The following is a 21,131-nucleotide window of genomic DNA, read 5'->3' as shown; positions in this document are numbered from 1 at the left end:
ACAACCTGGGGGACGGTGGAATTTGCTTCGAAACACAAAACGGGTGATCCGAGAGGAGGCCCTCGAATCACCCGCGTTAGCTTGCGAAACGTTGAAGATGACCGCTTTTGACGGCTAGTTGTCCCCTGGCATCGGTACCGGCAAGGCCTCGGCTGGTTGGAGGCCGTCATCTTCGTTCAGAGGAAGACCCGGTCCCATCGGAGCTGCCGGATTGGCTGGACCATTGGGGCCCATAGGGAGTGGCGGGGCATTCGGATCACCTGGCGGTGGCAGAACGAGCTCGCTTGGGTCAACTGCATTCGGATCGGAAGCAACGGCGAATGGATCGATCCAACCACCACCGAGGGCCTTGTACAACGAGACCACCGAGAGGTAAATGTTCCCTTCCGCTTCTGCCGTCTGGTCGTCCAGTTCGGCCTGCACGCGTTGAGCGTCCAACAGCGTCAGGAACGGAATCAAACCACCGTCGTACTGCACCTTCGAGATCTCGGCTGCTTTCCGTGCCGATGCCGCTGCTTGACGCAGGCTTTGGGCTCGATCGATGCTGTAACGATATTGCGACAGAGCATCTTCCACTTCCGCGGCGGCTTCCACCACGGAGTTTTGGTAAGCGTAAACCAGTCCTCGCCAGCGAGCTCGCTGAACTTCGATATCGCTACGGACACGACCAAAGTCCAACAGTCGCCATCGCATTGCCGGGCCGGAAGAGTAGGCGATACTAGGTGTCGTGAACCAACGATTGAAACGCGTCGAATCGACGGTGAACGTACCGGTGATTGTGAAGCGAGGATACAGTTCGGCAACGGCCACACCAATGCGAGCTGCCTGAGCCGCCAGCTGGCGTTCGTACGAGCGAATATCAGGTCGTTGGCGAATCAGTTCGATTGGCAGACCAACGCCGATGTCCTCTGGCAGCAGCGGAAACTGTTGGTTCGGCGTAATCTGCTGCGAAAGGTCGGAGGGTGGTTCACCCATCAAAGCGGACAGTCGATGGAAGGCCAATTCCATTTCCTGCTTCAACAATGGAAGAGCCGCTTCAGTGCGGTACAAGTTGTACTTGGCCTGTTCGACGTCGAGTTGGGTAACCGTACCGGCATCGAGCTTAACTTCTGCGTCTCGGAGGGCCAAACGTTGAAGTTCGATATTGCGTTCCGCAAATTGAATTCGACGTTGATAGGTACGGACCGTAATGTAGTTGGCACCCACTTCGCCTTGAAGGCTGACCATCAAAGCGTTGTGGTCTTCGATCGCGACTTCAATGTCCTGCGTGGTGGCCTGCAAGCGACGACGAACGGCACCAAAGATATCGATTTCCCATGTAGCATCAAAACCAGCCGACCAGAAATTGAACGGTGGTGGCTGGAAGTTTGCCAGACCGAGCGAGTTACCACTTCCCGATTGCTTACGCCGCGTGTAGCTCGAGATACCGTCGATATCAGGAAATAGTCCACCGCGAGCAATTCCTCGTAACGCACGAGCTTCCGCGATCTTTTCAGCGGCTTGACCCAAGGTCAGGTTCTGTTGAGCCGTCCGCACGATCATGCTGCTGAGAATTGGGTCTTGGAATTTCGTCCACCAGGCAACCGAATCGTTGACTGATTGATTGATCCCTGGGGGTAAGGGAGGTATCCATTCGCTGCGGAACGGCGCTCCCGGGTCGACGTGGTCTGGCCCAACCAGGCATCCGGTAAGCCCGAGCACAGTCGCTGCGACTGTGCATAGGATCGCCTTGCCTATGATGATGGGCGAAATGTTGTGGGGTTTTAAGTTTCGCATAAACCGTTCGCTAACTAACTGTTTTGTGCTGAGATATTTTACTTCCCAATAAAATGGCCTCAGCTAAGTTATCGGTGGAACGGTTATGCGGAATTGGAGGTCAAGTTTTCGGTCTGTACGGGTTCCTCAATCGTTAATCTTGACGATAGTAACGATAGCAATTCTTTGCGGGGTTCCGTCGATTCTTCCGCCCGATGGGGTAAAGGCTATCTGTGGCATGGTTGTTGCTAGCGATCTTAGCTCTTCCTATCTTTACTAACCGGAAATATCTGGGAAATCGATTCAACTTGTGAGATAGGTTCAACCGATACCATTTCCAACGGCTGCGTAGGAAACGCGCTGTTCAGATGCCCCCTTTGGTCCTCGCTTCGCAAGGGATTGTGAAAATGATCCAACGATTTCCCCTGTTCACTTTCCCCGTGCTGATGATCATCTTGCTGGGAAGCGGTTGTAGCATGATGCAGCCGATGGCCAACTCTGATTCGGCTTTATCGCAAGACGAACCAACTGGTCCACCCAATCAACCGATGATCCTGGTCGAGATGCAATCGAAAGACGCGGCAGGTTCAACGAAGCGAATCCCGCTGACCATGGCTCCGACTTTGCAGGCAGCGGTCGATCAAGCAAAGGCAGAGGCGAAGTTCAAGCGATTCCATATTGCCGTGAGCCGGTTGCCACAGCATCACGGCGGTCAGCCTCAGAAGCTGGTCTCGAAGTACGATCACGTCAGCAAAGAAATCCCGCCTGAATACAATTACCAGCTTTTCGCAGGCGACCGTGTTGTGATCGTGGAAGACCCACGGAGCACCATGGACGATCTCTTTGGTGGTATCGTCGGTCCGCTGCGTGTGATGGCCGGCGGTCAGCCAACCGGCGGGTCGCCATTCTAGTAAGCGACACGCCAGCGGGTACGAAAGAGCCAGACCATCATCCCGAACAGCAAAACGTTCGCACCGATCGTCAGGCCCATATAGATACCGAACCGTTGCCAATTTCCTGGATTGTCAGTAGCACCATCCAGGTCTACCTCTAACGGCACATCCCACAGCGCGGAGAATGGGCTTACCAGCGTTAATTTCTCGGCGAACTCTACGACAGTCGAAGACAATGGCTTTTCAGCCTCTTGATTCTCTTCCGACGAATACTCAACGATCGACGTGTTTGTCGGCGGCGTAAACGCCAACTGGGCGAAGTAATCAAACGCCAAAGTTCCGCAGAACAGAGCGATGATTACCAAGTAGGTGCACATTAAGCTGTGCGACGTCTTACGAAACATCACCGAGCAAAAAAGTGCGAGCATCGAGGTTGTGACACACGTGATGAGCACGACCGATAAGTAGGCGACGACCGAAAGCCAGTTCGTCCAATAGTACGGAACCATCAAGCAGGCCAGCGCTAACGGCCATAACAGAAAACCGGTCAACACGCTGGATACCCGGAAGCCAGCGATCAGCTTCCCGGAAAGAATCATCCAGGGAGAGATCTCGGTGGTCAGCAATAGGTCGAGCGTTTCTCGTTCGCGTTCTGAAGTGATGCTACCGGCGGAAAAAACCGGACCGACGAGGATGTTGAACAAGATCACGTACGCCATGTAAAGTGGCGCGTACTGCGGTTTGAAGTACAGGCAGACCGCCATGAGCGGGATCGCCAGGAACATGCTGATCTGAATGACCAGCCGCAGCATCAAGGTTCCTTGAGCGAAGATTTCGCTGTGAATCTCTTTGTCGTAAACCGGATTCCGATTGTCATCCAGCAGCTGAGTACGCTTGGGCGGGGCAAAAAAACGATCCGGAAATTGATCGCGTTGGATCACCAAGCCAACCGCTTCTCGGGCTTCTTTGTCTAAGTCGATCACATCTTTGCCTTCACTGCCGACGTCGTTGGGGTACAACAGAGTTTGGGCGGTATAGGCCGAAAGGAGCACGATCGTCGCGAGCGCGAGCAGCGGGACGGTCATCAACAAGACGACCAGTCGCAAGCTACCGTCTTGCCCGAGCATCTGCCAGAAGAACGCGCCGGCTAAGGCGATCGGCAGGATTAACAGGTAAGAAACAACCAGCGAAGAAGCGGTTCGCTGGAAGAAGCTGCTACACGCGACACTAATCATGCCGAACGTCGCCACCGCCACCATCAAGATGGCGTATGCCGCAAGGAGTTCATAAAGTGAGACACCACCAAGTGGTAGACACAGCATCACGATTGGGAGCGACGTGAAAATTAGCAGAGCCAAATGAGCCAGGGATGCCAGCAATTTGCCGATCACGATCGCGCCCGGTTTAAGCGGGCTCGCTAAGAGCATCTCGTATGTTTTGCGTTCTTTCTCACCGGTGAGCGTGCCTGCGGCAAAGCTGGGGGCCATCAACGACGCCAGGACGAATTGCCCCAGGAAGAAGAGATCGAACAAACGTCTAGCCGATTCCTGATCGGTAGAGAGATCGAGTCGCTCGACCTGAGGCCAGGCAAAATACACGATCGCAGCTAGCAATATTTGATAGGCCAACAGCAGTAAGAACGCGCGAGCTGTCCGCAGATTGACCAGCAACTCCCGCTGTAGGACGGGATTTTCAAGCAAATACATTCCGGCAAAACCGTATCGAGGTCAACGAAACCGATCTCATCCTCCCGACGAGGCCCGGTCATTGTAACCCCCTGAAAGTTGCGGAAGCTAGTCTCTGGTCAAGATTCCCCAGCGATTCCTTTTCACCCGTTGATCAGCCGCGGACGAACGCTTGATAGGTAAGTTCTGAGAACGATTTGCGTCGGTTTCTCTTCAAACGTTCCTGCGAAGAGCTTGAGAGTTCCGTCTCGAGATGAGCAGACTCTTCGTCCTAACCACTCAGGTTTGCCTGAAAAACAATATCACGCGTTAGCACATCGATTAGGCAGATAAAGAATCGGTCGCCTAACGAGGTAGCAATCGTTAGTACCAATGGGGAATATCTCTCGAATCGTTGAGGTACTGCATCTATTTAATGGCGAAGAATATGTAAAAACTCTTCGGGGCAACCTTCGACGTTGCCAACCCGTTTAAGGGAATCAGATTCCACTAACGGCAAGTTCTCTTCGGTATACCGAAATATCGCGGCCGTAATGGGCATTTCTTGCCCACTGTTTGGAACACCGTTTGAGGTTAAGGGATGTGAATTGAACTATGTTCATTGCACAACATCTCCCCGGAGACCTCCAAGTGATTACCTCCAGAACCACACGAAGTGGATTCACCCTGGTAGAACTGTTGATTGTGATTGCCACGATAGGAATCATCGTGGCGTTGCTGCTTCCCTCTGTGCAACAAGCTCGCGAGATCTCGCGACGTATGCAGTGCACGAACAATCTGAAGCAAATCGGCCTCGCACTAACGGACTATCACGACACCTTTTCGGCATTCCCGTACCGCGAAGGAGGCCCAGGACAGCATCAGTTCAATGGCGGGGCGATTGCTCCCTTTCAGCGTTTGAGCGGATACGTGACGCTACTTCCTCACCTGGAAGAAGGTCAGGTAATCGAAGCCATCCAATTTGAAGGGATGTCGCAGACACCATGGGAAAGCACTTATCAACCTTGGAAGCAACGATTCTCCGTGTTGAATTGCCCTTCGAGTCCCCATCATTATGTGAATGATGGCATTGGCGATTCGAACTATGCATTCTGTGCGGGTGATTCCCTGGAGACCGAAACACTAAATCCACGCGGAATGTTTGGTTTGGTCAATCATTCATCATTCGATAGTATTGCCGACGGTGCGACTTACACCGTTGCCTTCGCAGAGCGAGCATTGCCCAACAGTCTGCGTGATCAAAGAAACGTGAATTATGGAAGCGATCCTGAGACGCCAGCCGAATGTGCGCTCACGTTTGATCCGTTCGTAGGCTATGCCAAAGCGAACGGGGCTCCTGGCGGCCGCTGGTCCGATGGTGGGTCTGCTTTCTCGGCGGTGAATACCTGCCTTCCTCCGAATAGCCCGCAATGTGCCTACTCGAGTCACGAAGCCCAGAACGGTTTTTACACGGCATCGAGCGATCATCCCGACGGGGTGATGTGTATCTTCGCGGATGGCTCGGTTCGATTCATCACCGACGAAGTCGATTGCGGCGACCAGGGTGCACGCCCCGTAGCCACCGGCCCAAGTCCGTACGGAATCTGGGGATCAATGGGTAGCACCAGTGGCAGCGAACTTCTGCCGGGAGTTTAACAACATGAATCGCCGTGGCCTGTTGGCCATGCTAACAGTGGCCGCCTGCTTGGTGGGCTGCTCTTCCGGTTCCTCAGAAAAGGTTCCTGGGCGTTCTCTCACCGTGAACGTCATTGGAACTGTCGCTCTGAACGGCAAACCGGTCGCCGGGGCAACTGTGATGTTTAACTCCGAATCGCTCAATCTAACTGCCTACGGCAAGACTGATGCGGACGGGAAATTTCAGCTGACGACCTACGAGCCGGGCGACGGCGCCCCAATCGGACACTACCGCGTTGTCATCAAAAAGGTCGAGCAATCGGTAACAGGAGAAAGCGACCACCCTGCCCTTCCTCCCACAACGCAGTCCTCATCTAAGCTTCCGTTGCAATATGCGAACTGGAAAACCTCCGGCTTGACGGCAATGGTGGTCGAAGGTCAAGACAACGCGTTCCGGTTCAATCTCTCGGAAACGCCAGCGTCGTTCTAAGAGTACCTCTCTTGGGTGTGACGTTTTAGGTTGCGCCCTGCTTTCTCGAACAAGTACAATTGTCGAAACTGACAAGCGAGTTTCGGAAGTTCTTCTTAGGCAACAGGTTCGCGGCGACCAATTGCGAACCTGAGGGAACGATTTTGGAGGTAAGCGATGGGACCGATCAGCGGTCTGTGGCGGGATACGTGGTGGCTGTGGTGCGTTTTCATGGTCGCTCTGCTAGGGGCGGTCTTCTTTGTGACGCCGTTCTTTCTTTTTATGGCACCTGCTTTCGTTGTCATGTTTCTTTACTTCGCCTTCGTCCGCTACGACGAAAATGGAAAGAATCGCGGAGACATGTAACCGTGTTAGAATAACGCTCGTTCTGGCCTTGATCGATTCATGCGAAATCGAAGTCAGAAAAGAACTTCGTCAGCGAATTACCAGGTAGCAAACCCATAGGCATCGCTGAAACCGTCCGACAATTCGGGCGTAGGAGGTTATTGGATTCGATGAATGGCCCCGAGAGTATTTTCGGCCTCTTCGTAGGTCTTATCTTTTTCGCATTGATCATCCGCCTTGTCGCTGGCGGATTGGATCGGGAACGTGTCCGGCAATACTTCCGGTCTCGCGGTGAAGAATTGTTGGAAATGCACTGGTCCCCCTTCGGCCCCGGTTGGTTCGGGGAAAAGAACGACCGCATCTATTCCGTTCAATTTCGTGATCGTGACGGAAATATGCATGCGGGTCATGTGAAAACGTCGCTGATGAGCGGTGTCTATGTCACGAACGATCATATCGTTGGACAAGATGAAATTGCTTCCGCTTCGCATTCCACGGTCGACTTACTGCAGCCAAAACGGGAAACGGTTGAGCAGGAAAAAGCTCGACTGCGTAAGCGATTAGCCGAGCTAGAGGCCCAGAGCGACCATCACGGTTAACTCCCATCGATCTCCCGCAGACCGAGCGACATGCAATTTGCCAGCGAAGCGACTAGAATTAAGTAACCTACCGCTTCCCTCTCTCCTGATTGTTGCATGCGATTCTTCAGACATCTACCGTTGGCCTCCCTGCTACTTGGCCTCTTTGTGGTTCCGGCGACTGCCGCAACCTACTTTGTTGCTCCCGACGGAACGGATACCAATCCTGGTACGATCGAACAACCGTTCGCGACGCTAGGGCGTGCCCAGCAAGAGGTTGCTCCCGGCGACACGGTCTACCTGCGTGGTGGAACGTACCCTGTCGACGAGTCTCAGATCGCCTACAAGCGGCGAATTTGGGCGCACGTGTTTCGCCTTAACAAGAGCGGAACGGAAGAGGCCCCGATTCGATATTGGGCTTACGAAAACGAGCGGCCTGTATTTGATTTCTCAGCAGTGAAACCGACTGGGATGCGGGTGCACGCATTTTCGGTTTCCGGCTCATGGCTTCATTTTCGCGGAATCGAAGTGGTCGGCGTGCAGGTGACGATGAAGGGACATACCCAGTCGATCTGCTTTGCCAGCGATGGTAGCCACAATATCTTCGAGCAACTGAGCATGCACGACGGCATGGCGATCGGCATTTATGCGGTGCGTGGATCGGACAATGTCTTTCTCAACTGCGACGCTTACAACAACTACGACTCGGTTTCGGAAGGAGGCCGCGGAGGTAACGTCGACGGATTCGGCTGTCATCCGGTGCCTGGTGCAACCGGCAATGTCTTTCGTGGCTGTCGAGCATGGTTCAACAGCGACGACGGCTTCGATTGCATCAATGCCGCCGAGACTGTTCGGTTTGAGAACTGCTGGGCATTTTGGAATGGGTATGGCCCCGAGTTCACGCGGCGAGCCGATGGCAACGGTTTCAAAGCAGGTGGCTACGCTGGTACTCCGGTCTTTCGCTTGCCTCGCCCCATCCCGCGCCATGAAGTCGTTAAATGCCTGGCAGTACGCAACAAGGCATACGGATTTTATGCGAACCATCACATCGGTGGATGCGACTGGCTGAACAATACCGGCTATCGCAATGGGGCCAACTTCAATATGCTTTCGCGCCAGAAAGATAACGCCACCGACGTGCCAGGTTATGGGCATGTCCTGAAAAACAATTTGAGCTTCCGTGGTCGCGACCTGGTGAATGTTGACGAAGAAGAGTGTGAGTTGTCGCACAATTCGTTCGACGATGCTGTCGATGTTTCAAGCGATGACTTCCGAAGCTTGGACGAACAGCAACTCCTCTTGCCGCGCCAAGCCGATGGGGAACTGCCCGAGATAACGCTTCTTCATCTGTCCCCAGGTAGCGACTGCATTGACCGCGGCATCTCGGTTGGGATTTCGTTTGAAGGTGAATCCCCTGATCTCGGCGCGTTCGAAACTGGGATCGGCCGAAAGTAGCAACGCGGATGACGGTCCGTTAGACTCGAACTTCCAACTTCTTCTCCTGCCAATCGTGTGAAATCCTGCTCTTATGAAACGACGCACTTTCCTCGCCGCCTCGTCTGCTGTTCTGTTGACTCCGCATCTCTCGTTTGCCGCTGAGGCAAAGCGACGTGTGGCTGTGATTGGTCACACGGGTCGTGGCAACTACGGGCATGGTCTCGATACGGTTTGGTTACAGATGCCGGAGACGGAAATCGTGGGCCTCGCCGACGCGAACCCCGTTGGTCTGGCGGCCTCGATGGCCAAACTGAAGACGACAAAAGGTTTCGCTGGCTTTCGCGAGATGCTGGATCAGACGAAGCCCGAGTTTGTGACGGTGGCTCCGCGTCATCCCGATCAACACCATGACATGATCATGGCCGCGATCGAGTCAGGCGTGAAGGGTGTGTACTGCGAAAAGCCTTTCGTTCGCACACCAGCCGAAGCCGACTCACTGATTGCAGCGGCCGAAAAGCACGGGACGAAAGTCGCCATCGCCCACCGAAATCGTTATCACCCTGCCCTGGCCCAAATTGATCAGCTGATGTCCTCAGGCGAGATGGGAAAGCTGCTTGAAATTCGTGGTAAAGGGAAAGGAGATCGACGCGGTGGCGGTGAAGACTTATGGGTGCTAGGCACGCACATTGTCAACTTGTTCGCCTATTTCGGCGGCGCGCCACAGACTTGCTCCGCAATCATGCTGCAAGATGGTAAGCCGGTCACCGCTGCCGACGTAAAGCCAGGCGCAGAAGGATTAGGACCGTTGGCAGCGAACGAACTGCATGCCCGCTATCTGATGGAAGATGGAACGATTGCTTACTACGACTCGATTGCCAATGACGATACCGCTGGCAATGGCTACTGCTTACAGTTGATCGGTAGTAAAGGTGTTGTGACCTGGCATATCGACCGTGACCCGATCACTCACTTTGCCCCCGGCAATCCATTTGACCCGGCCCTACCGCCCCGTAAGTGGCTGCCGATTACTTCCGTGGGAGTCGGTAAGGAAGAGACGAATCCAAAACAGATCAAGCAGGTGCACAACCATGTATTGGCCGTGCGTGACCTAATCGACGCGGTTGTTGACGCTCGCGAACCCATCTGCAATATCCACGAAGGTGCGACCACCGTCGAGATGGTTTGTGGTGTATTTGAGTCGCACCGGCAGAACGGCCAGGCGGTCGAACTACCGCTGGCCGAGCGTGATCATCCACTGGCGAAGCTCCCGTCGACAGGTTAATTCTGGTCCCACAGTTTGAACGGATCGTCGAGACGACCCATTTCCTGCCGAAGCAGTGTTTCGAGTTCTTTTCGTTTCGCAGCGTACTCGGGCTTATCGGCCAGGTTTGTTTCGTTGGCCTTTGGCGTGTAGCCTGTTACGGCGATCACTTCTTTCTCGTGATGTTCTGGGAGCAGTTCCAGCGGGTTTTCCGCCAAGTTAAACAACTGGGTCTCATGCACGCCGGCATTTGGTACGTCGTACTTGACCAGCTTCCAGTCTCCCTGCCGCACGCTCCGCATGCCGGGTTTCTGGCCGCCGCTATAAACACCATATAACACGTCGCGTATGGTCTTCTGCTTTCCTTCCAGCACGGGTTTGAAACTGATTCCCTCGTTCGTCTCAGGAGCTTCGACCCCTGTCAGATCGCACATCGTGGCCAGGACGTCCATCAAGTAGACGTTGCCAGGTGCACGCGATCCAGGCTCGATGCCAGGGCCTTTGACGACAAGGGGAACCCGCCAGGTGTGTTCGTATAGATTCTGTTTTCCTTGCAGACCATGTCGTCCGATCGCCATGCCGTGGTCGGCCGTATAGAAGACGTACGTGTTGTCGAGCTCGCCCATCGCTTCCAACTTCTTCAGAACACGTCCGACTTGATTGTCGATGTTTTCACTGCAAGCGTAGTCACGGCCAAGTTCGTTACGGATGGTATCTTCGTCTCGGTTTTTCCAAACACCGCTGACGTTCACTTCGTCACGAACATTCAAATGACTATTTTCGAATGGGTGCGTTGGTAGCCAATTGGCAGGAAGCTGCGGCTGTTTCGGATTTCCTGCGGGAAGGGAATCTTTATCGGCGTGGTTGGTGGCTCCGTACTTTGCCAATAACTTTGGGGTGCCGTCACGCGTGTCATGAGGGTGCGAGAATCCAAAGTAGATCAGGAACGGATCGGTGTCGTTATTCTTTTCCCGTTCGTCTAAGTATTCCAGGACTCGTTTGCCATGCCAGGCACTACCGGTCTGAGGTGTTCCGCCCCGCTTCATCGCTTCATGAACGATGGTGAACTGCTTGTTGGCTGCCGCGTAGCTGTTACCTGTTTTGCAGGTTCGCATGGTGTCGTAGCCGGCACGGTTGAAAACGGCGGCCATGGTGAAGTTCGCTAAATCGGGCGGGACCAAGTCGGACTTCGCTTCGTTCGGATTGGTTTTGCGCCGCGCTTTGCTGGGAATATGCCACACACTGCGGCCCGACATGACCATGTGTCGTGATGGCGTGCAGACCGCGCCCGACCACGAACCCATGTGGTAAGCGGCATCGAACACCATGCCGTCAGCCGCCAACTGGTCGATGACCGGCGTCTGTAGTTTGGATTTCGGATTGTAGAACTTGAAATCAAAGGGCGATTGATCGTCGGCAATGATAAACAAGATGTTGGGTCGCTTACCTTCGGCCGCGTGTGCCGTCGGTACCAGGCTACCTATTAGCGTGCACAAAAGAAGCAGATGAAGTGTTGTCCAGGTTTTCATGCAAAGTCCTTGTCGGGGAAGAAAAGCGTTTGGGGCGGGCGGCGAACGATTACTTTTCACTCTTCCAAAGTTTGATCTTCGTAGTGTCGTTTTTTGCGGCGGGACCATCGGTGCTTCGGCCGCGGCGAATATCTTCCTTCAGTTGTTTCAATAAGCTCGCGGCGATCTCAGGTTGGGTGAGATATTGATTCGACGTTTCACCTAAGTCATCGGTCATGTGGTATAGCTGGGCCTTAGGAGCGTCGCTGGCCGCCTGCTTTTCCGTCGGAGAGGTCCAGCCACCGGAAGCTTTCGCTAGGGCGAGTTTCCACGGTCCCTGACGGTAGGCGAAGTGCCCACTCACCGAATGATGTATCACGCCTGCTCGTGAGGAAACAATCGGATCACCTGATAGTGCAGGGAGAAAGCTGACGCTATCTTCGCCGCTTCCTGCTGGCATAGCCTTACCAACGATTTGGGCGACGGTGGCCAAGAGATCAACATGGCAGATGAGTTGGCTGCTGTGAGAGCCTGGCTGAACCTTCCCTGGCCAACGAACGATGAACGGCACGCGATGCCCACCATCCCAGATATCTGCCTTCGATCCGCGCAAGTCGCCGCTAACGAAGTGCCCTTGTTGGGCCAACTGTTTGATACCCGCTGCTTTACTGCAGCCATTGTCACTGGTGAAGATAACCAGCGTGTTGTCGGTCAGGTGGTTGCGGTCCAAGGCATCGGAGATTTCTCCCAACGTGTTATCGGTTTGCATTACGAAATCGGCGTAGTCGCCCAGACCACTCTTTCCTTGCCACTCGGCCGTCGGCAGGATCGGCGTGTGGGGCGAGCCAAGGGGAACGTACAGGAAGAAAGGTTTTTCATCCTGGGCATGGGTGTCAATGTACTCGACCGCTTTTTCGGTTAGTCGAGGAAGCATGTTGATCGGCGGATCGTGCGCGACGACCGTGTCGTTCTCGATCACCGTTTGCATGTCGCGAGCATGGTGGAAGCCGTGGTAGTAATCGAAACCTCGGTGGATCGGGCCATCTGGGATTTTCGTTCCCACGGGTGGTGATTTGAAGTCTTTCGCTCGGTAAGGCTCACCCGTCTGTGGGTCGCAGTACTGAAAGTCGAGATGCCACTTCCCGATAATCGCCGTTTGGTATCCCTGATCGCGTAAAAAACTAGCCACGGTCGGTCGATCGGCCGCAATCAAGCAAGGGGCGAATCCAGTAACGACTCCCTGTTGAAGTTTCGTTCGCCAACTATAGCGACCGGTAAGCAGACCGTAGCGGGTTGGCGTGCAAACCGAAGAGCCAGAATGAGCATCGGTGAATACCATACCCTCGGTCGCCAGGCGATCCGCACTGGGCGTTTTGATCTTACCGTGCTCTGCGTTCAAGCATTGAACGTCACCATAGCCAAGGTCATCGCACAAAATGTAAACGATGTTTGGCAGTTCGGACGCCGATAGGGAGGTCGCGAAAAAGCTGATTAGAATCAGGCAGACCAGCGACAAGTCGAAACGATACATAACGAGATTACTTTTCCAAACGAGGTGCCGAATGGCCTTGTTTCTGAATCTTGGCGAGCAGGTCTTGCATCTGCTTCACTTTCTCGGGATGCTCGGCGGCAACATTCTTACGCTGGCCGATATCTTTCGCCAAGTTGTACAGCTCGACCGGCTGAGCGTCATCGCCAGAATAGTCATGTCGGGCTTCCCACGGTTTGAAGCCACGCGATCGATAACCCGTTTTCGCATCGATCAAAAGCCAGTCGCCATCGCGAATGGCATATTCGTTTGCGAACGTGTTGTGAACATGTGTCTGACGAACATCCTCCGTTTCGCCAAGAAGGTGAGGTAACAGATTGTGCGAATCTTCGGCTGCGTCTTGCGGTAGTTTTACGTCCAAATTGGCAGCGAAGGTCGCCATTAAGTCGATTTGCGAAACCAAGGCGTCGCTGACCTTGCCCGGTTTCGTCACGCCGGGCCAACGGATAATGAAGGGAACATGGTGCCCCCCTTCATAGATATCTCGTTTGAGGCCGCGGAACGGTTCCGCTGACCAATGCCCGAATTTTTCATCTCGGGCATAGGCGTAGTGCTCCGGTCCATTGTCGGCGGTGAAGACAACAATCGTGTTGTCGGCTTGGCCCGATTTGTCCAATGCGGCGAGCAGCTTACCGACCATGGCGTCCGTTTCGACCACGAAGTCACCGAACGGACCAGCACCGCTTTTGCCGTCGAATTCGTCATTGGGAATGATCGGGGCATGCGGGCAAGGAAACGCGAAGTAAAGGAAGAATGGTTCCTTTGCATCTTTACGCGACTCGAGATACGCAACCCCTTTCTCGGTCAAAGTCGGTAGCACCGCATATGGATCCCAACCCGTAACCATTGGTCCGGGGCGGCACTCCCAGTTTCCTTCCTTAATCCGCTTCCATGTTTTTTCATCTTTCAGCGTATCTGGGATTTGGGCCATCTTGGCGTCTTCAATCCAGGCATACGGGGGAAAGTTGATGACCGTATCGCCGAAGTAATGATCGAACCCATGGGCGAGCGGACCATCGGGAATCGATTTTGACCAATCGAAGCAATCGGGGCCGATCCCCTTCTTGGTTCGAATCGCTTCCCAGTCCCAGCCTAGGTGCCATTTGCCGATACATGCCGTCGAGTAACCTTTTTCTTGTAGCATCTCCGGCATCGTGAGACGTTCTGGCTTGAATACGGAAGGTCCCATTGCCCCGACGATGCCATGAAAGTCACGCCAGTGGTGTCGCCCGGTTAGCAGTGCGTAGCGACTTGGCGTGCAAATGCCAGACGAACAGTGACCATCCGTGAATCGCATTCCCTGGGAAGCCAATCGATCGAGATTGGGCGTGGGGATCTTCCCTTGCGGGTTGTAACACGAGAGATCGCCGTAACCGAGGTCATCGGCATACAGGATCAAGATGTTGGGCTGCGTTGGCTCTGCGGCCTTCAACGAAACAGAAAACAAGGTCAGCCAGGCCAGAGCGGCCAACGCGAACGTGCGAGTCATGAGGCAAGCCGTGGGAGTGGAAGGAGTCAAATGAGAGAGAAGTTCCCACTAGTTTAGATGTTTATCAGGTGGGAATTCATGGGAAAACTTGGGCGACTTCCGTTTCTTTTTCGGAAATCGCCTGAAAAATGGCGTCACCTTCACGATTTAGGGCTGAGCATCATCGGTTCGGAAAGGAACCGCTGGCAAGCCTTGGCCGTTGGTCAGATTAACATCGGGAAAGGCAGCGAACGCATAGCGAACGGCAGTCGGGCGAGACACCTCGGCGCTACTTAGTCGTATGCGATTCCCATCAATCTCGGCTGTAGCAGGTTTCCATTGCAGATCCTTGCCGGCGATCCAGAAACCTGTGGGAGTCTTGCCGTCGGTCGTCGTCAGGTCTTGTGCATGGTCAAACGCGACGATGGCATGATCGCCATCGATTTTCAGGCCGGAAAACGTTGGGCCGGACGCCTCGACGGAACCTGGCTTCAACAGGTCTTCCGCAATCAAGGCCAGACGCCTGCCAATCGGGCGTTTGTCTTTGGGATGAATATCTTTTTCATCCCCCAGGTCGATCGTGTTGGCGATGCCCGTGCCAGGTAAGGTTAACAGCTTGGCTTGCGATTCTCGAAACCACGCCCAACTATGTGCTGCCGGAGAGGTGACATCTTTGGTTGGGGACGATCCCGCCACGCGACCGTACCGTGGTAGCATGACGGCTAACATTTGAAAGTCGTCGGTCCACATTGAACGCAAATGCTTGGTCCAAGTGGTCAGCGTGTCTCCATATTGTTGCATGGAAGCGATCGAACCGGTGTTCGCTTCACCCTGATACCACACCATGCCACGAACCGTAAACGGAGCCAACGGAAAAAGCATGGCGTTATAAAGAAGATTGGGCCGAGTCCTTAGGTAGATATTATCTTCCCGGATCCATCGCTTCCCGGCATCGCGATCTGCGATCAGCTTGGCAACTCGGTCGTGATCCTTGGTATCGAGCTCCTGCAGTTTCTGTTGAAAATGAGGCATATCCTTCGCTAAGCTGCGTGGCATCCACCCTTCAATGGAAGAGCTTCCCCAAGAGGTCTCAATCACTGCCACCGGAACATTCAGGGTTTGCTGTAAGTCATAAGCAAAAGCGGTTGCGACGGCGCTGGAGCCAGGTCCGACGATCCAATGCGCCTTACAGCGAGCTTGCGGCGCGAAGGCCACATCTTGCTGCACGCTCAAACAGCGAATCGGAAGCCTCTTCGCCTTCTCGGCCAGCTCTTTGATTTCAGGAATGCCTCCATAGCCCATTTGCATATTCGACTGGCCAGAGCAAATCCAGACTTCGCCGACGAGCACATCTTGCAGTTCGATCGTCTGTCCTTCACTGCTCGCGGTTAACATAAGTGGTCCGCCAGCAGGCAGCGGCTTTAAAGTTAGCTTCCATCCTCCTTGATTGTCCGCGGTCGCCGTCACGGTTTGCTTTGCCACGGCGACTTCGACCTTCGCATTCGGCTTACTCCATCCCCACACATTCAAGGGCAGATCGCGTTGGAGCACCATGTGATCACCGAACGGGGAAGCCAGTTCAAGGTCTTGAGCTGAGGCCTGAAACGCCACCGAAAGCGTCAGGCTGACAACCAATAACGGAAGAAAAAAGCGAATCATGGGAGAGATAATCCTGACAAGGGGGTGGGAGTGGCAGGTCGGGCAGGATGTCCTTGCGCAGGCTTGTTTTACAGCAATTGAACCTGCGAGGCAAACTGGGCGATTGGTCGGCAAAGAACTGCTATTTCGACAAAATCTCCCTTGGTTCTTCGCAATTTGACAGCGAGACTATTGCAATAATGAAGAATTGCACATAAAACTTCGCGCGGAATAGCATGAAATATCGCGCACGCCGATGAGTCCCACCTTCGCCTGGTAACCTAATGTCCGACAAGATCACGATTGGCATTCACGCCGCTTCCTGGACCGATTACTCCCGCCGCGTTCTGCAGGGATTGCTGAACTATATGGAGGAGTATCCGGCGATCCAAGTCCGTGATTTCCGCTACTCGAGTAACGACCCCAATCTGGTTGGGAATCCCCCTTGGACTGGCAAGGTAGATGGCGCGATCGTCTCGGCGGGACGAAACCCGGGAATTCTGTCCTGGTTGAAACGGGGTAAGGTGCCTGTCGTCATTGCTGGGGGCGACTTGATCGACTCGGGGTTGGTGTCGGTTTATACCGACGTACACTCAGTTGGTTACTTGGCCGCCAAACATTTGACCGAGGCAGGATACGAAAACGTCGCGTTTGTCGGCTATCAAAAGTCAGACGGCTCGAAACGGCGCCGCGACGGGTTGGCAACCGAGTTGGCCAAGGAAGGTATCCAATTGAAGGCGTTGGCACTCAAAGAGATTCCGCTCGATTCGATCGACAACTCTGAGATTCCGACCGAAGAAACGCTCGACAAAGTTAAGAAGCTGTTAGAGAAGTCTCCCAAGCCGCTGGCCGTCGTCGCGCTCAACGATCGGATTGGCGAACTGATCGTCCAATGTGCCCATGATTTGAATCTCAATATTCCAGATGAAGTCGGTGTGCTCGGGGTCGGAGACACCGAACAGGCACGCATGTCCGATCCGCCGCTATCGAGTCTGCAAACGCCGGCCATCGAAATCGGCTACCGCTGCGCATCGCTGCTGCACGCGATGATTTTGGGACAGGCTCCTAAGGAGACCGTTTTCGAGATCCCCGCTCAAACGGTGATGGCTCGGCGCTCAACGATTGGTTGGAAGCGGGCCGCCGTAACCGATATCGACCGGGCTCAAGATTACATCTATAAGCACGCCTGCGAAGGGATTCGGCTGAAGGATGTGGCCACGGCCGTACGGATTCCGATTCGAACCCTTGAAATCGAATTCAAGAAGCAAACCGGACGCTCGATGGGCGAAGTAATCCGTGAAGTTCGCTTGGAACGAGTGAAGCATCTGCTGGAAACGACCAATCTCTCAACGCAGCGAATCGCGGCCATGGTCGGCTACAGCCACTATTCTTATCTCAACAAGCTGCTGCGTGATGAATTGAACGTCACCCCCAGCCAGTATCGCAAGCAGCAGCGTCTCGCGAACGGTGGCAAGTAATCGACCAAAGTTCATTGATCTTGGCCCAGGAATTGCTGTGAATGGGCAATTCGTAAAACGTTTTGGGATTTTATGGTCCCATTTCACGCGTGGACAAGAGATGATAAACGGCTGAACCAGCGAGTACGTCTTGGCAGCAGTCGGCGAAGGAGATCAGCATGCGTTGGCGAGGGCGGCGAGGTAGCGAGAATATCGAAGATCGACGGTCGGCTCGAGGCCCCGTCATGATGGGTGGTGGTGGACTGATCGGGATCATCCTGGTCGTTGTCGTGATTCTGATGGGTGGCGACCCGCGCGCACTTTTGCGGATGCTGGTCAATCAGCAGCAAGCAGGTGGCGGCGGTGGTGCCCCCGCTCAGGTCGACGAGAAGAGTGACGAGCGTGCCCAATTTGTCTCGGTGGTGTTAGCCGATACCGAAGACGTTTGGGCTCAGCAGTTTCAGCAACTCGGCAAACAGTATCGCGATCCGAAACTGGTTATGTTTCGCGATCGAGTTCAATCGGCATGTGGTTTTCAGCAAGCAGCAACGGGGCCGTTCTATTGCCCACTCGATCAACGGGTTTATATCGACTTAAGTTTCTTTGACGAGATGGAACGAGGGTTGGGTGCCGGTGGCGACTTCGCCCAAGCATACGTGATTGCTCACGAGGTCGGGCATCACGTGCAGAACTTGCTCGGGCAAAGTGACGAAGTTCACAACATGCAGCAGCGGGTTGGCGAGGAAGAGGCGAATCGCCTGTCGGTACGGCTGGAACTTCAAGCCGACTTCTATGCTGGCGTCTGGGCTCATCACGCCGAGCGGAATTGGGATGTTTTGGAAGAAGGGGACGTTGAAGAAGCGCTCAACGCGGCGACCGCGATTGGTGACGATCGCTTGCAGAAACAATCACGCGGGTACGTCGTGCCCGAATCGTTCACGCATGGTACCTCGAAGCAGCGAGCCAAATGGTTCTTTCTCGGTCTGAAGACGGGCGATATGAGCCGGGGGGATACGTTTAACATCCCGTACGATCAACTGTAGCGAATCGGGCGTGTCGATTCGTCAGGGGGATTGAACTACAATCGGTCCATCGATTCGTTGTTGCCTTCACCCCCTGCCCTTTTTCGCTGGTACCCCGATGCTGAACACCACCTTTCGCTTGGCTTTGCTGGTTGCTCTCTCCTTCGTTCCCTCGCTGGCGTTGGCACAGAGCGCGACGCCCGGCTCGAGTCTGAAGAAGGATATTCTGTACCGCAGCGAAGAAGGTTTAGATGACTACGCGAAAAAGCAGTGCCGGCTCGATGTGCACTATCCGAATACGAAGGGTTTCGCCACGGTCGTTTGGTTTCACGGGGGTGGTTTGACCGGCGGAGACAAGGCGATTCCGCAGTACATGCGGGATCAAGGATATGCAGTCGTCTCGGCTAACTATCGCCACAATCCTCAGGTAAATGCTCCGGTCTATATTGAAGACGCTGCCGCCGCAGTCGCTTGGACATTCGAGAACATCGAATCTTTTGGTGGTGATCCTGAGAAGATCTTCGTCAGCGGGCACTCGGCGGGTGGTTATTTAACAAGCATGGTCACCCTCGACAAACGTTGGTTAGCCGCCCACAAGATTGATGCGGATCGAATTGCCGGTGCGATTCCACATAGCGGACATACCATTACCCACTTCACAGTGCGAAAAGAGCGTGGTATCGATCGCCTGAAAGTCGTGGTCGACGACCTGGCACCCCTCAATCACGTTCGCAAAGACGCGCCGCCCCTTCTCTTGACCACCGGCGATCGCAATATGGAAATGACCGGTCGCTACGAAGAGAACGCCTACCTGTGGCGGATGTTCAAAGAAGCGGGGCATCCTGATTGCAAGCTTCGCGAATTGGAAGGCTTTAATCATGGCAACATGGTGCAACCTGCTGCCCTGCTCATGAAGACGTTTGTCGAAGCTCATTCCTCTGGCAAATAGTTTCACGGCGAACCGTGATCAAAAGTCGCGCTTTTCAATCCAGATCATTAATCCCTGGCTTGGACTTGGCGACGGTCCTGAGGAATTCGGGCCAGTAGAAACCGAGATTCGTTTTCGGAGCAGTAATACTTCGGAATCGGCATCAAAGGTCGTCGTGTCTTCGGAGGGAAGAACTCCTTCCGAGACATATCCGCCGGAACCGCCGACGTAGGGAACTTCATTCGCCTTGAGTTCGTAGACTTCTTCGTCGGAGTAAACCTCTGTGATTTCCCTCATCCTACCGTTCGTGGAAATATAGCTTCTGCGGCGATTCGGATCGTCCCAGGTTGTGGTGACTTTGACTATTCCATGTTCGCCAGCTTCCGGCGAAAGCGTTACTCGCACGGTTGATTGGCCACCGAGTAGGTCGACCGAACCTGGCAAGGGTTCAGGAATTCCGGTTTGAGGAATCTGGCTGGCTAGCATTCGAATACGATAATGACCTTCTTCGGGAACATGGACACGCCACTCCCAAGATTCTTCGTCGGAGTGCCAGACATCGGGCGTTGGAACGGCACGACAATAAATCTTGCTATCGTCTCGCACGTATATGTGGTTGAGTTTACTCTTATAGAACTCCGCGATCTCTTCCGCTTCGGCCACGCGTCTCGAATCATCTCCTGCGGACCAGATTAAGCGAATCTGCGAAGATGCCATTCCGATCACGGTAATCAGCAGCACGAGATTGAACAGGGTAAAGCGAAACTTACCTTGTCGATTGTCGGAAGGAAGTAATGCGTTTTCCAAAATGCTGTTCTCCTTTCCATGTAGGTTGGGCGTCGCGGCGGAGGCACTATGTGCCCGTTGTTCACAGAACCATGTGACGCCGCGAATACTCGCGAGTAACACGAGGGCATAGATAATCGCGATTAGGCAATAGGCGAGTGCCACAACGATAATCGTCACGGTGTTCGCGAATGGGAGTAGCGGTGCGAAAAGTGCGACAACCGTGATCGAGGCGTAGACGATTCGCAACCGTCTCAGATGGGCAAACCAGCCAGACTCTGGGGCAATCGACGTGACTTTCATCATCAAACCGACAATCAGCCAGACGAACAATGCGTGGAGCAGTTCCTGAATCGATTCGACCGTTGACGAAAACCAACCCCATGTCGTCATCTCGGTTCGCGTCAACTGAATACCGTTGACCGTCGGTTGATTGACATCGGGAAAATCAACCCAGGTGACTAAGGATAGGGCCGCTAAGAGAAACGCAATCGTCCGCATCGTCTGAGCAAGTGGAACTCGTGAGGTCAGAGGAAGCATTGCTCCAGCCAACCACAACCAGCCCACGAAGTCGGGCAAAATGTCGATCTTGATCTCGTTAAAACCCAGCTGGATATCGATCAGCACCAAGATAAACGGCCAAAACATATGCCGGAATGCTTGAGCGAGGATCGACCAGACGCCGTCAGGTTCGGGCGATTCATCAGGCGGGCTAGTTTCGACAACAATCGACAAAAT

At 54.1% G+C, this 21,131-nt stretch carries 17 protein-coding genes; 10 read left to right on the top strand and 7 right to left on the bottom strand.

Going from position 1 to position 21,131, the window contains the following annotated elements; genetic code table 11:
• Positions 1-114: 114 nt before the first annotated feature.
• The gene (locus tag C5Y83_RS13315; RefSeq protein ID WP_105330224.1) at positions 115-1,776 is read right to left on the bottom strand and encodes an efflux transporter outer membrane subunit; all 1,662 of its coding nucleotides are present in this window, start codon (positions 1,774-1,776) and stop codon (positions 115-117) included.
• A 386-nt stretch (positions 1,777-2,162) separates the two neighbouring features.
• Here C5Y83_RS13315 and C5Y83_RS13310 point away from each other — a divergent pair, with 386 nt between their 5' ends.
• A complete protein-coding gene (locus tag C5Y83_RS13310) occupies positions 2,163-2,666 on the top strand; it encodes a hypothetical protein (RefSeq protein WP_146117771.1) in 504 nt (167 codons plus the stop codon).
• Here C5Y83_RS13310 and C5Y83_RS13305 read toward each other — a convergent pair.
• A complete protein-coding gene (locus C5Y83_RS13305) occupies positions 2,663-4,354 on the bottom strand; it encodes an ABC transporter permease (RefSeq protein WP_105330222.1) in 1,692 nt (563 codons plus the stop codon). The genes C5Y83_RS13310 and C5Y83_RS13305 overlap by 4 nt on opposite strands.
• 609 nt (positions 4,355-4,963) lie before the next feature.
• Here C5Y83_RS13305 and C5Y83_RS13300 point away from each other — a divergent pair.
• From C5Y83_RS13300 to C5Y83_RS13275, 6 genes are all read left to right on the top strand, one after another.
• Positions 4,964-5,968 carry a DUF1559 domain-containing protein gene (locus C5Y83_RS13300; RefSeq protein ID WP_158262351.1) on the top strand — a complete coding sequence of 335 codons (1,005 nt, stop codon included), beginning with the start codon at positions 4,964-4,966 and terminating at the stop codon, positions 5,966-5,968.
• A gap of 4 nt (positions 5,969-5,972) precedes the next feature.
• Entirely contained in the window at positions 5,973-6,437 is a 465-nt protein-coding gene (locus tag C5Y83_RS13295) for a carboxypeptidase-like regulatory domain-containing protein (RefSeq protein ID WP_105330220.1), read from the top strand.
• Positions 6,438-6,593: 156 nt separating this feature from the next.
• On the top strand, positions 6,594-6,782 hold the full coding sequence (locus C5Y83_RS13290) for a hypothetical protein (protein WP_105330219.1): 189 nt from the start codon (positions 6,594-6,596) through the stop codon (positions 6,780-6,782).
• 149 nt (positions 6,783-6,931) lie between these two features.
• A complete protein-coding gene (locus tag C5Y83_RS13285; protein WP_105330218.1) occupies positions 6,932-7,360 on the top strand; it encodes a hypothetical protein in 429 nt (142 codons plus the stop codon).
• A gap of 96 nt (positions 7,361-7,456) precedes the next feature.
• On the top strand, positions 7,457-8,794 hold the full coding sequence (locus tag C5Y83_RS13280) for a right-handed parallel beta-helix repeat-containing protein (protein ID WP_105330217.1): 1,338 nt from the start codon (positions 7,457-7,459) through the stop codon (positions 8,792-8,794).
• Between the two features lie 73 nt (positions 8,795-8,867).
• On the top strand, positions 8,868-10,058 hold the full coding sequence (locus C5Y83_RS13275) for a Gfo/Idh/MocA family protein (protein WP_105330216.1): 1,191 nt from the start codon (positions 8,868-8,870) through the stop codon (positions 10,056-10,058).
• On the opposite strand, the gene C5Y83_RS13270 is transcribed toward C5Y83_RS13275, so the two are convergent.
• From C5Y83_RS13270 to C5Y83_RS13255, 4 genes are all read right to left on the bottom strand, one after another.
• Positions 10,055-11,566, bottom strand: coding sequence for a sulfatase-like hydrolase/transferase (locus C5Y83_RS13270; RefSeq protein ID WP_105330215.1), 1,512 nt, complete (start codon positions 11,564-11,566; stop codon positions 10,055-10,057). The two genes, C5Y83_RS13275 and C5Y83_RS13270, sit on opposite strands and share 4 nt — an antisense overlap.
• A 49-nt stretch (positions 11,567-11,615) precedes the next feature.
• Positions 11,616-13,076 carry a sulfatase family protein gene (locus C5Y83_RS13265; RefSeq protein ID WP_105330214.1) on the bottom strand — a complete coding sequence of 487 codons (1,461 nt, stop codon included), beginning with the start codon at positions 13,074-13,076 and terminating at the stop codon, positions 11,616-11,618.
• A 7-nt stretch (positions 13,077-13,083) separates the two neighbouring features.
• Entirely contained in the window at positions 13,084-14,583 is a 1,500-nt protein-coding gene (locus C5Y83_RS13260; RefSeq protein WP_105330213.1) for a sulfatase family protein, read from the bottom strand.
• A gap of 147 nt (positions 14,584-14,730) precedes the next feature.
• Positions 14,731-16,221: a sialate O-acetylesterase gene (locus C5Y83_RS13255; protein ID WP_105330212.1), complete on the bottom strand. Its 1,491-nt coding sequence runs from the start codon at positions 16,219-16,221 to the stop codon at positions 14,731-14,733.
• A 263-nt stretch (positions 16,222-16,484) separates the two neighbouring features.
• On the opposite strand from C5Y83_RS13255, the gene C5Y83_RS13250 reads away from it, so the two are divergent.
• The 3 genes from C5Y83_RS13250 to C5Y83_RS13240 all read left to right on the top strand — a co-directional run bounded on the left by C5Y83_RS13250 (position 16,485) and on the right by C5Y83_RS13240 (position 19,628).
• Entirely contained in the window at positions 16,485-17,678 is a 1,194-nt protein-coding gene (locus tag C5Y83_RS13250) for a substrate-binding domain-containing protein (RefSeq protein WP_105330211.1), read from the top strand.
• A 158-nt stretch (positions 17,679-17,836) separates the two neighbouring features.
• Positions 17,837-18,700, top strand: a complete 864-nt coding sequence (locus tag C5Y83_RS13245; protein ID WP_105330210.1) for a neutral zinc metallopeptidase — start codon at positions 17,837-17,839, stop codon at positions 18,698-18,700.
• A 97-nt stretch (positions 18,701-18,797) separates the two neighbouring features.
• Positions 18,798-19,628, top strand: coding sequence for an alpha/beta hydrolase (locus tag C5Y83_RS13240; protein WP_105330209.1), 831 nt, complete (start codon positions 18,798-18,800; stop codon positions 19,626-19,628).
• Between the two features lie 18 nt (positions 19,629-19,646).
• Here C5Y83_RS13240 and C5Y83_RS13235 read toward each other — a convergent pair whose 3' ends face one another.
• A complete protein-coding gene (locus C5Y83_RS13235; protein WP_105330208.1) occupies positions 19,647-21,128 on the bottom strand; it encodes a hypothetical protein in 1,482 nt (493 codons plus the stop codon).
• Between the last annotated feature and the right edge of the window lie 3 nt (positions 21,129-21,131).

Source organism: Blastopirellula marina (assembly GCF_002967765.1).
Classification (GTDB): Bacteria; Planctomycetota; Planctomycetia; order Pirellulales; family Pirellulaceae; genus Bremerella; species Bremerella marina_A.
The sequence above is the reverse complement of the archived record's forward strand: the minus strand, read 5'-3'. Positions and strand labels throughout refer to the sequence as shown.

Bases quoted from the DNA above. Each gene is read 5' to 3' on its own strand.
- C5Y83_RS13315 (WP_105330224.1), bottom strand. From the start codon at position 1,776: ATGCGAAACTTAAAACCCCACAACATTTCGCCCATCATCATAGGCAAG.
- C5Y83_RS13310 (WP_146117771.1), top strand. From the start codon at position 2,163: ATGATCCAACGATTTCCCCTGTTCACTTTCCCCGTGCTGATGATCATC.
- C5Y83_RS13305 (WP_105330222.1), bottom strand. From the start codon at position 4,354: ATGTATTTGCTTGAAAATCCCGTCCTACAGCGGGAGTTGCTGGTCAAT.
- C5Y83_RS13295 (WP_105330220.1), top strand. From the start codon at position 5,973: ATGAATCGCCGTGGCCTGTTGGCCATGCTAACAGTGGCCGCCTGCTTG.
- C5Y83_RS13290 (WP_105330219.1), top strand. From the start codon at position 6,594: ATGGGACCGATCAGCGGTCTGTGGCGGGATACGTGGTGGCTGTGGTGC.
- C5Y83_RS13285 (WP_105330218.1), top strand. From the start codon at position 6,932: ATGAATGGCCCCGAGAGTATTTTCGGCCTCTTCGTAGGTCTTATCTTT.
- C5Y83_RS13280 (WP_105330217.1), top strand. From the start codon at position 7,457: ATGCGATTCTTCAGACATCTACCGTTGGCCTCCCTGCTACTTGGCCTC.
- C5Y83_RS13275 (WP_105330216.1), top strand. From the start codon at position 8,868: ATGAAACGACGCACTTTCCTCGCCGCCTCGTCTGCTGTTCTGTTGACT.
- C5Y83_RS13270 (WP_105330215.1), bottom strand. From the start codon at position 11,566: ATGAAAACCTGGACAACACTTCATCTGCTTCTTTTGTGCACGCTAATA.
- C5Y83_RS13265 (WP_105330214.1), bottom strand. From the start codon at position 13,076: ATGTATCGTTTCGACTTGTCGCTGGTCTGCCTGATTCTAATCAGCTTT.
- C5Y83_RS13260 (WP_105330213.1), bottom strand. From the start codon at position 14,583: ATGACTCGCACGTTCGCGTTGGCCGCTCTGGCCTGGCTGACCTTGTTT.
- C5Y83_RS13255 (WP_105330212.1), bottom strand. From the start codon at position 16,221: ATGATTCGCTTTTTTCTTCCGTTATTGGTTGTCAGCCTGACGCTTTCG.
- C5Y83_RS13250 (WP_105330211.1), top strand. From the start codon at position 16,485: ATGTCCGACAAGATCACGATTGGCATTCACGCCGCTTCCTGGACCGAT.
- C5Y83_RS13245 (WP_105330210.1), top strand. From the start codon at position 17,837: ATGCGTTGGCGAGGGCGGCGAGGTAGCGAGAATATCGAAGATCGACGG.
- C5Y83_RS13240 (WP_105330209.1), top strand. From the start codon at position 18,798: ATGCTGAACACCACCTTTCGCTTGGCTTTGCTGGTTGCTCTCTCCTTC.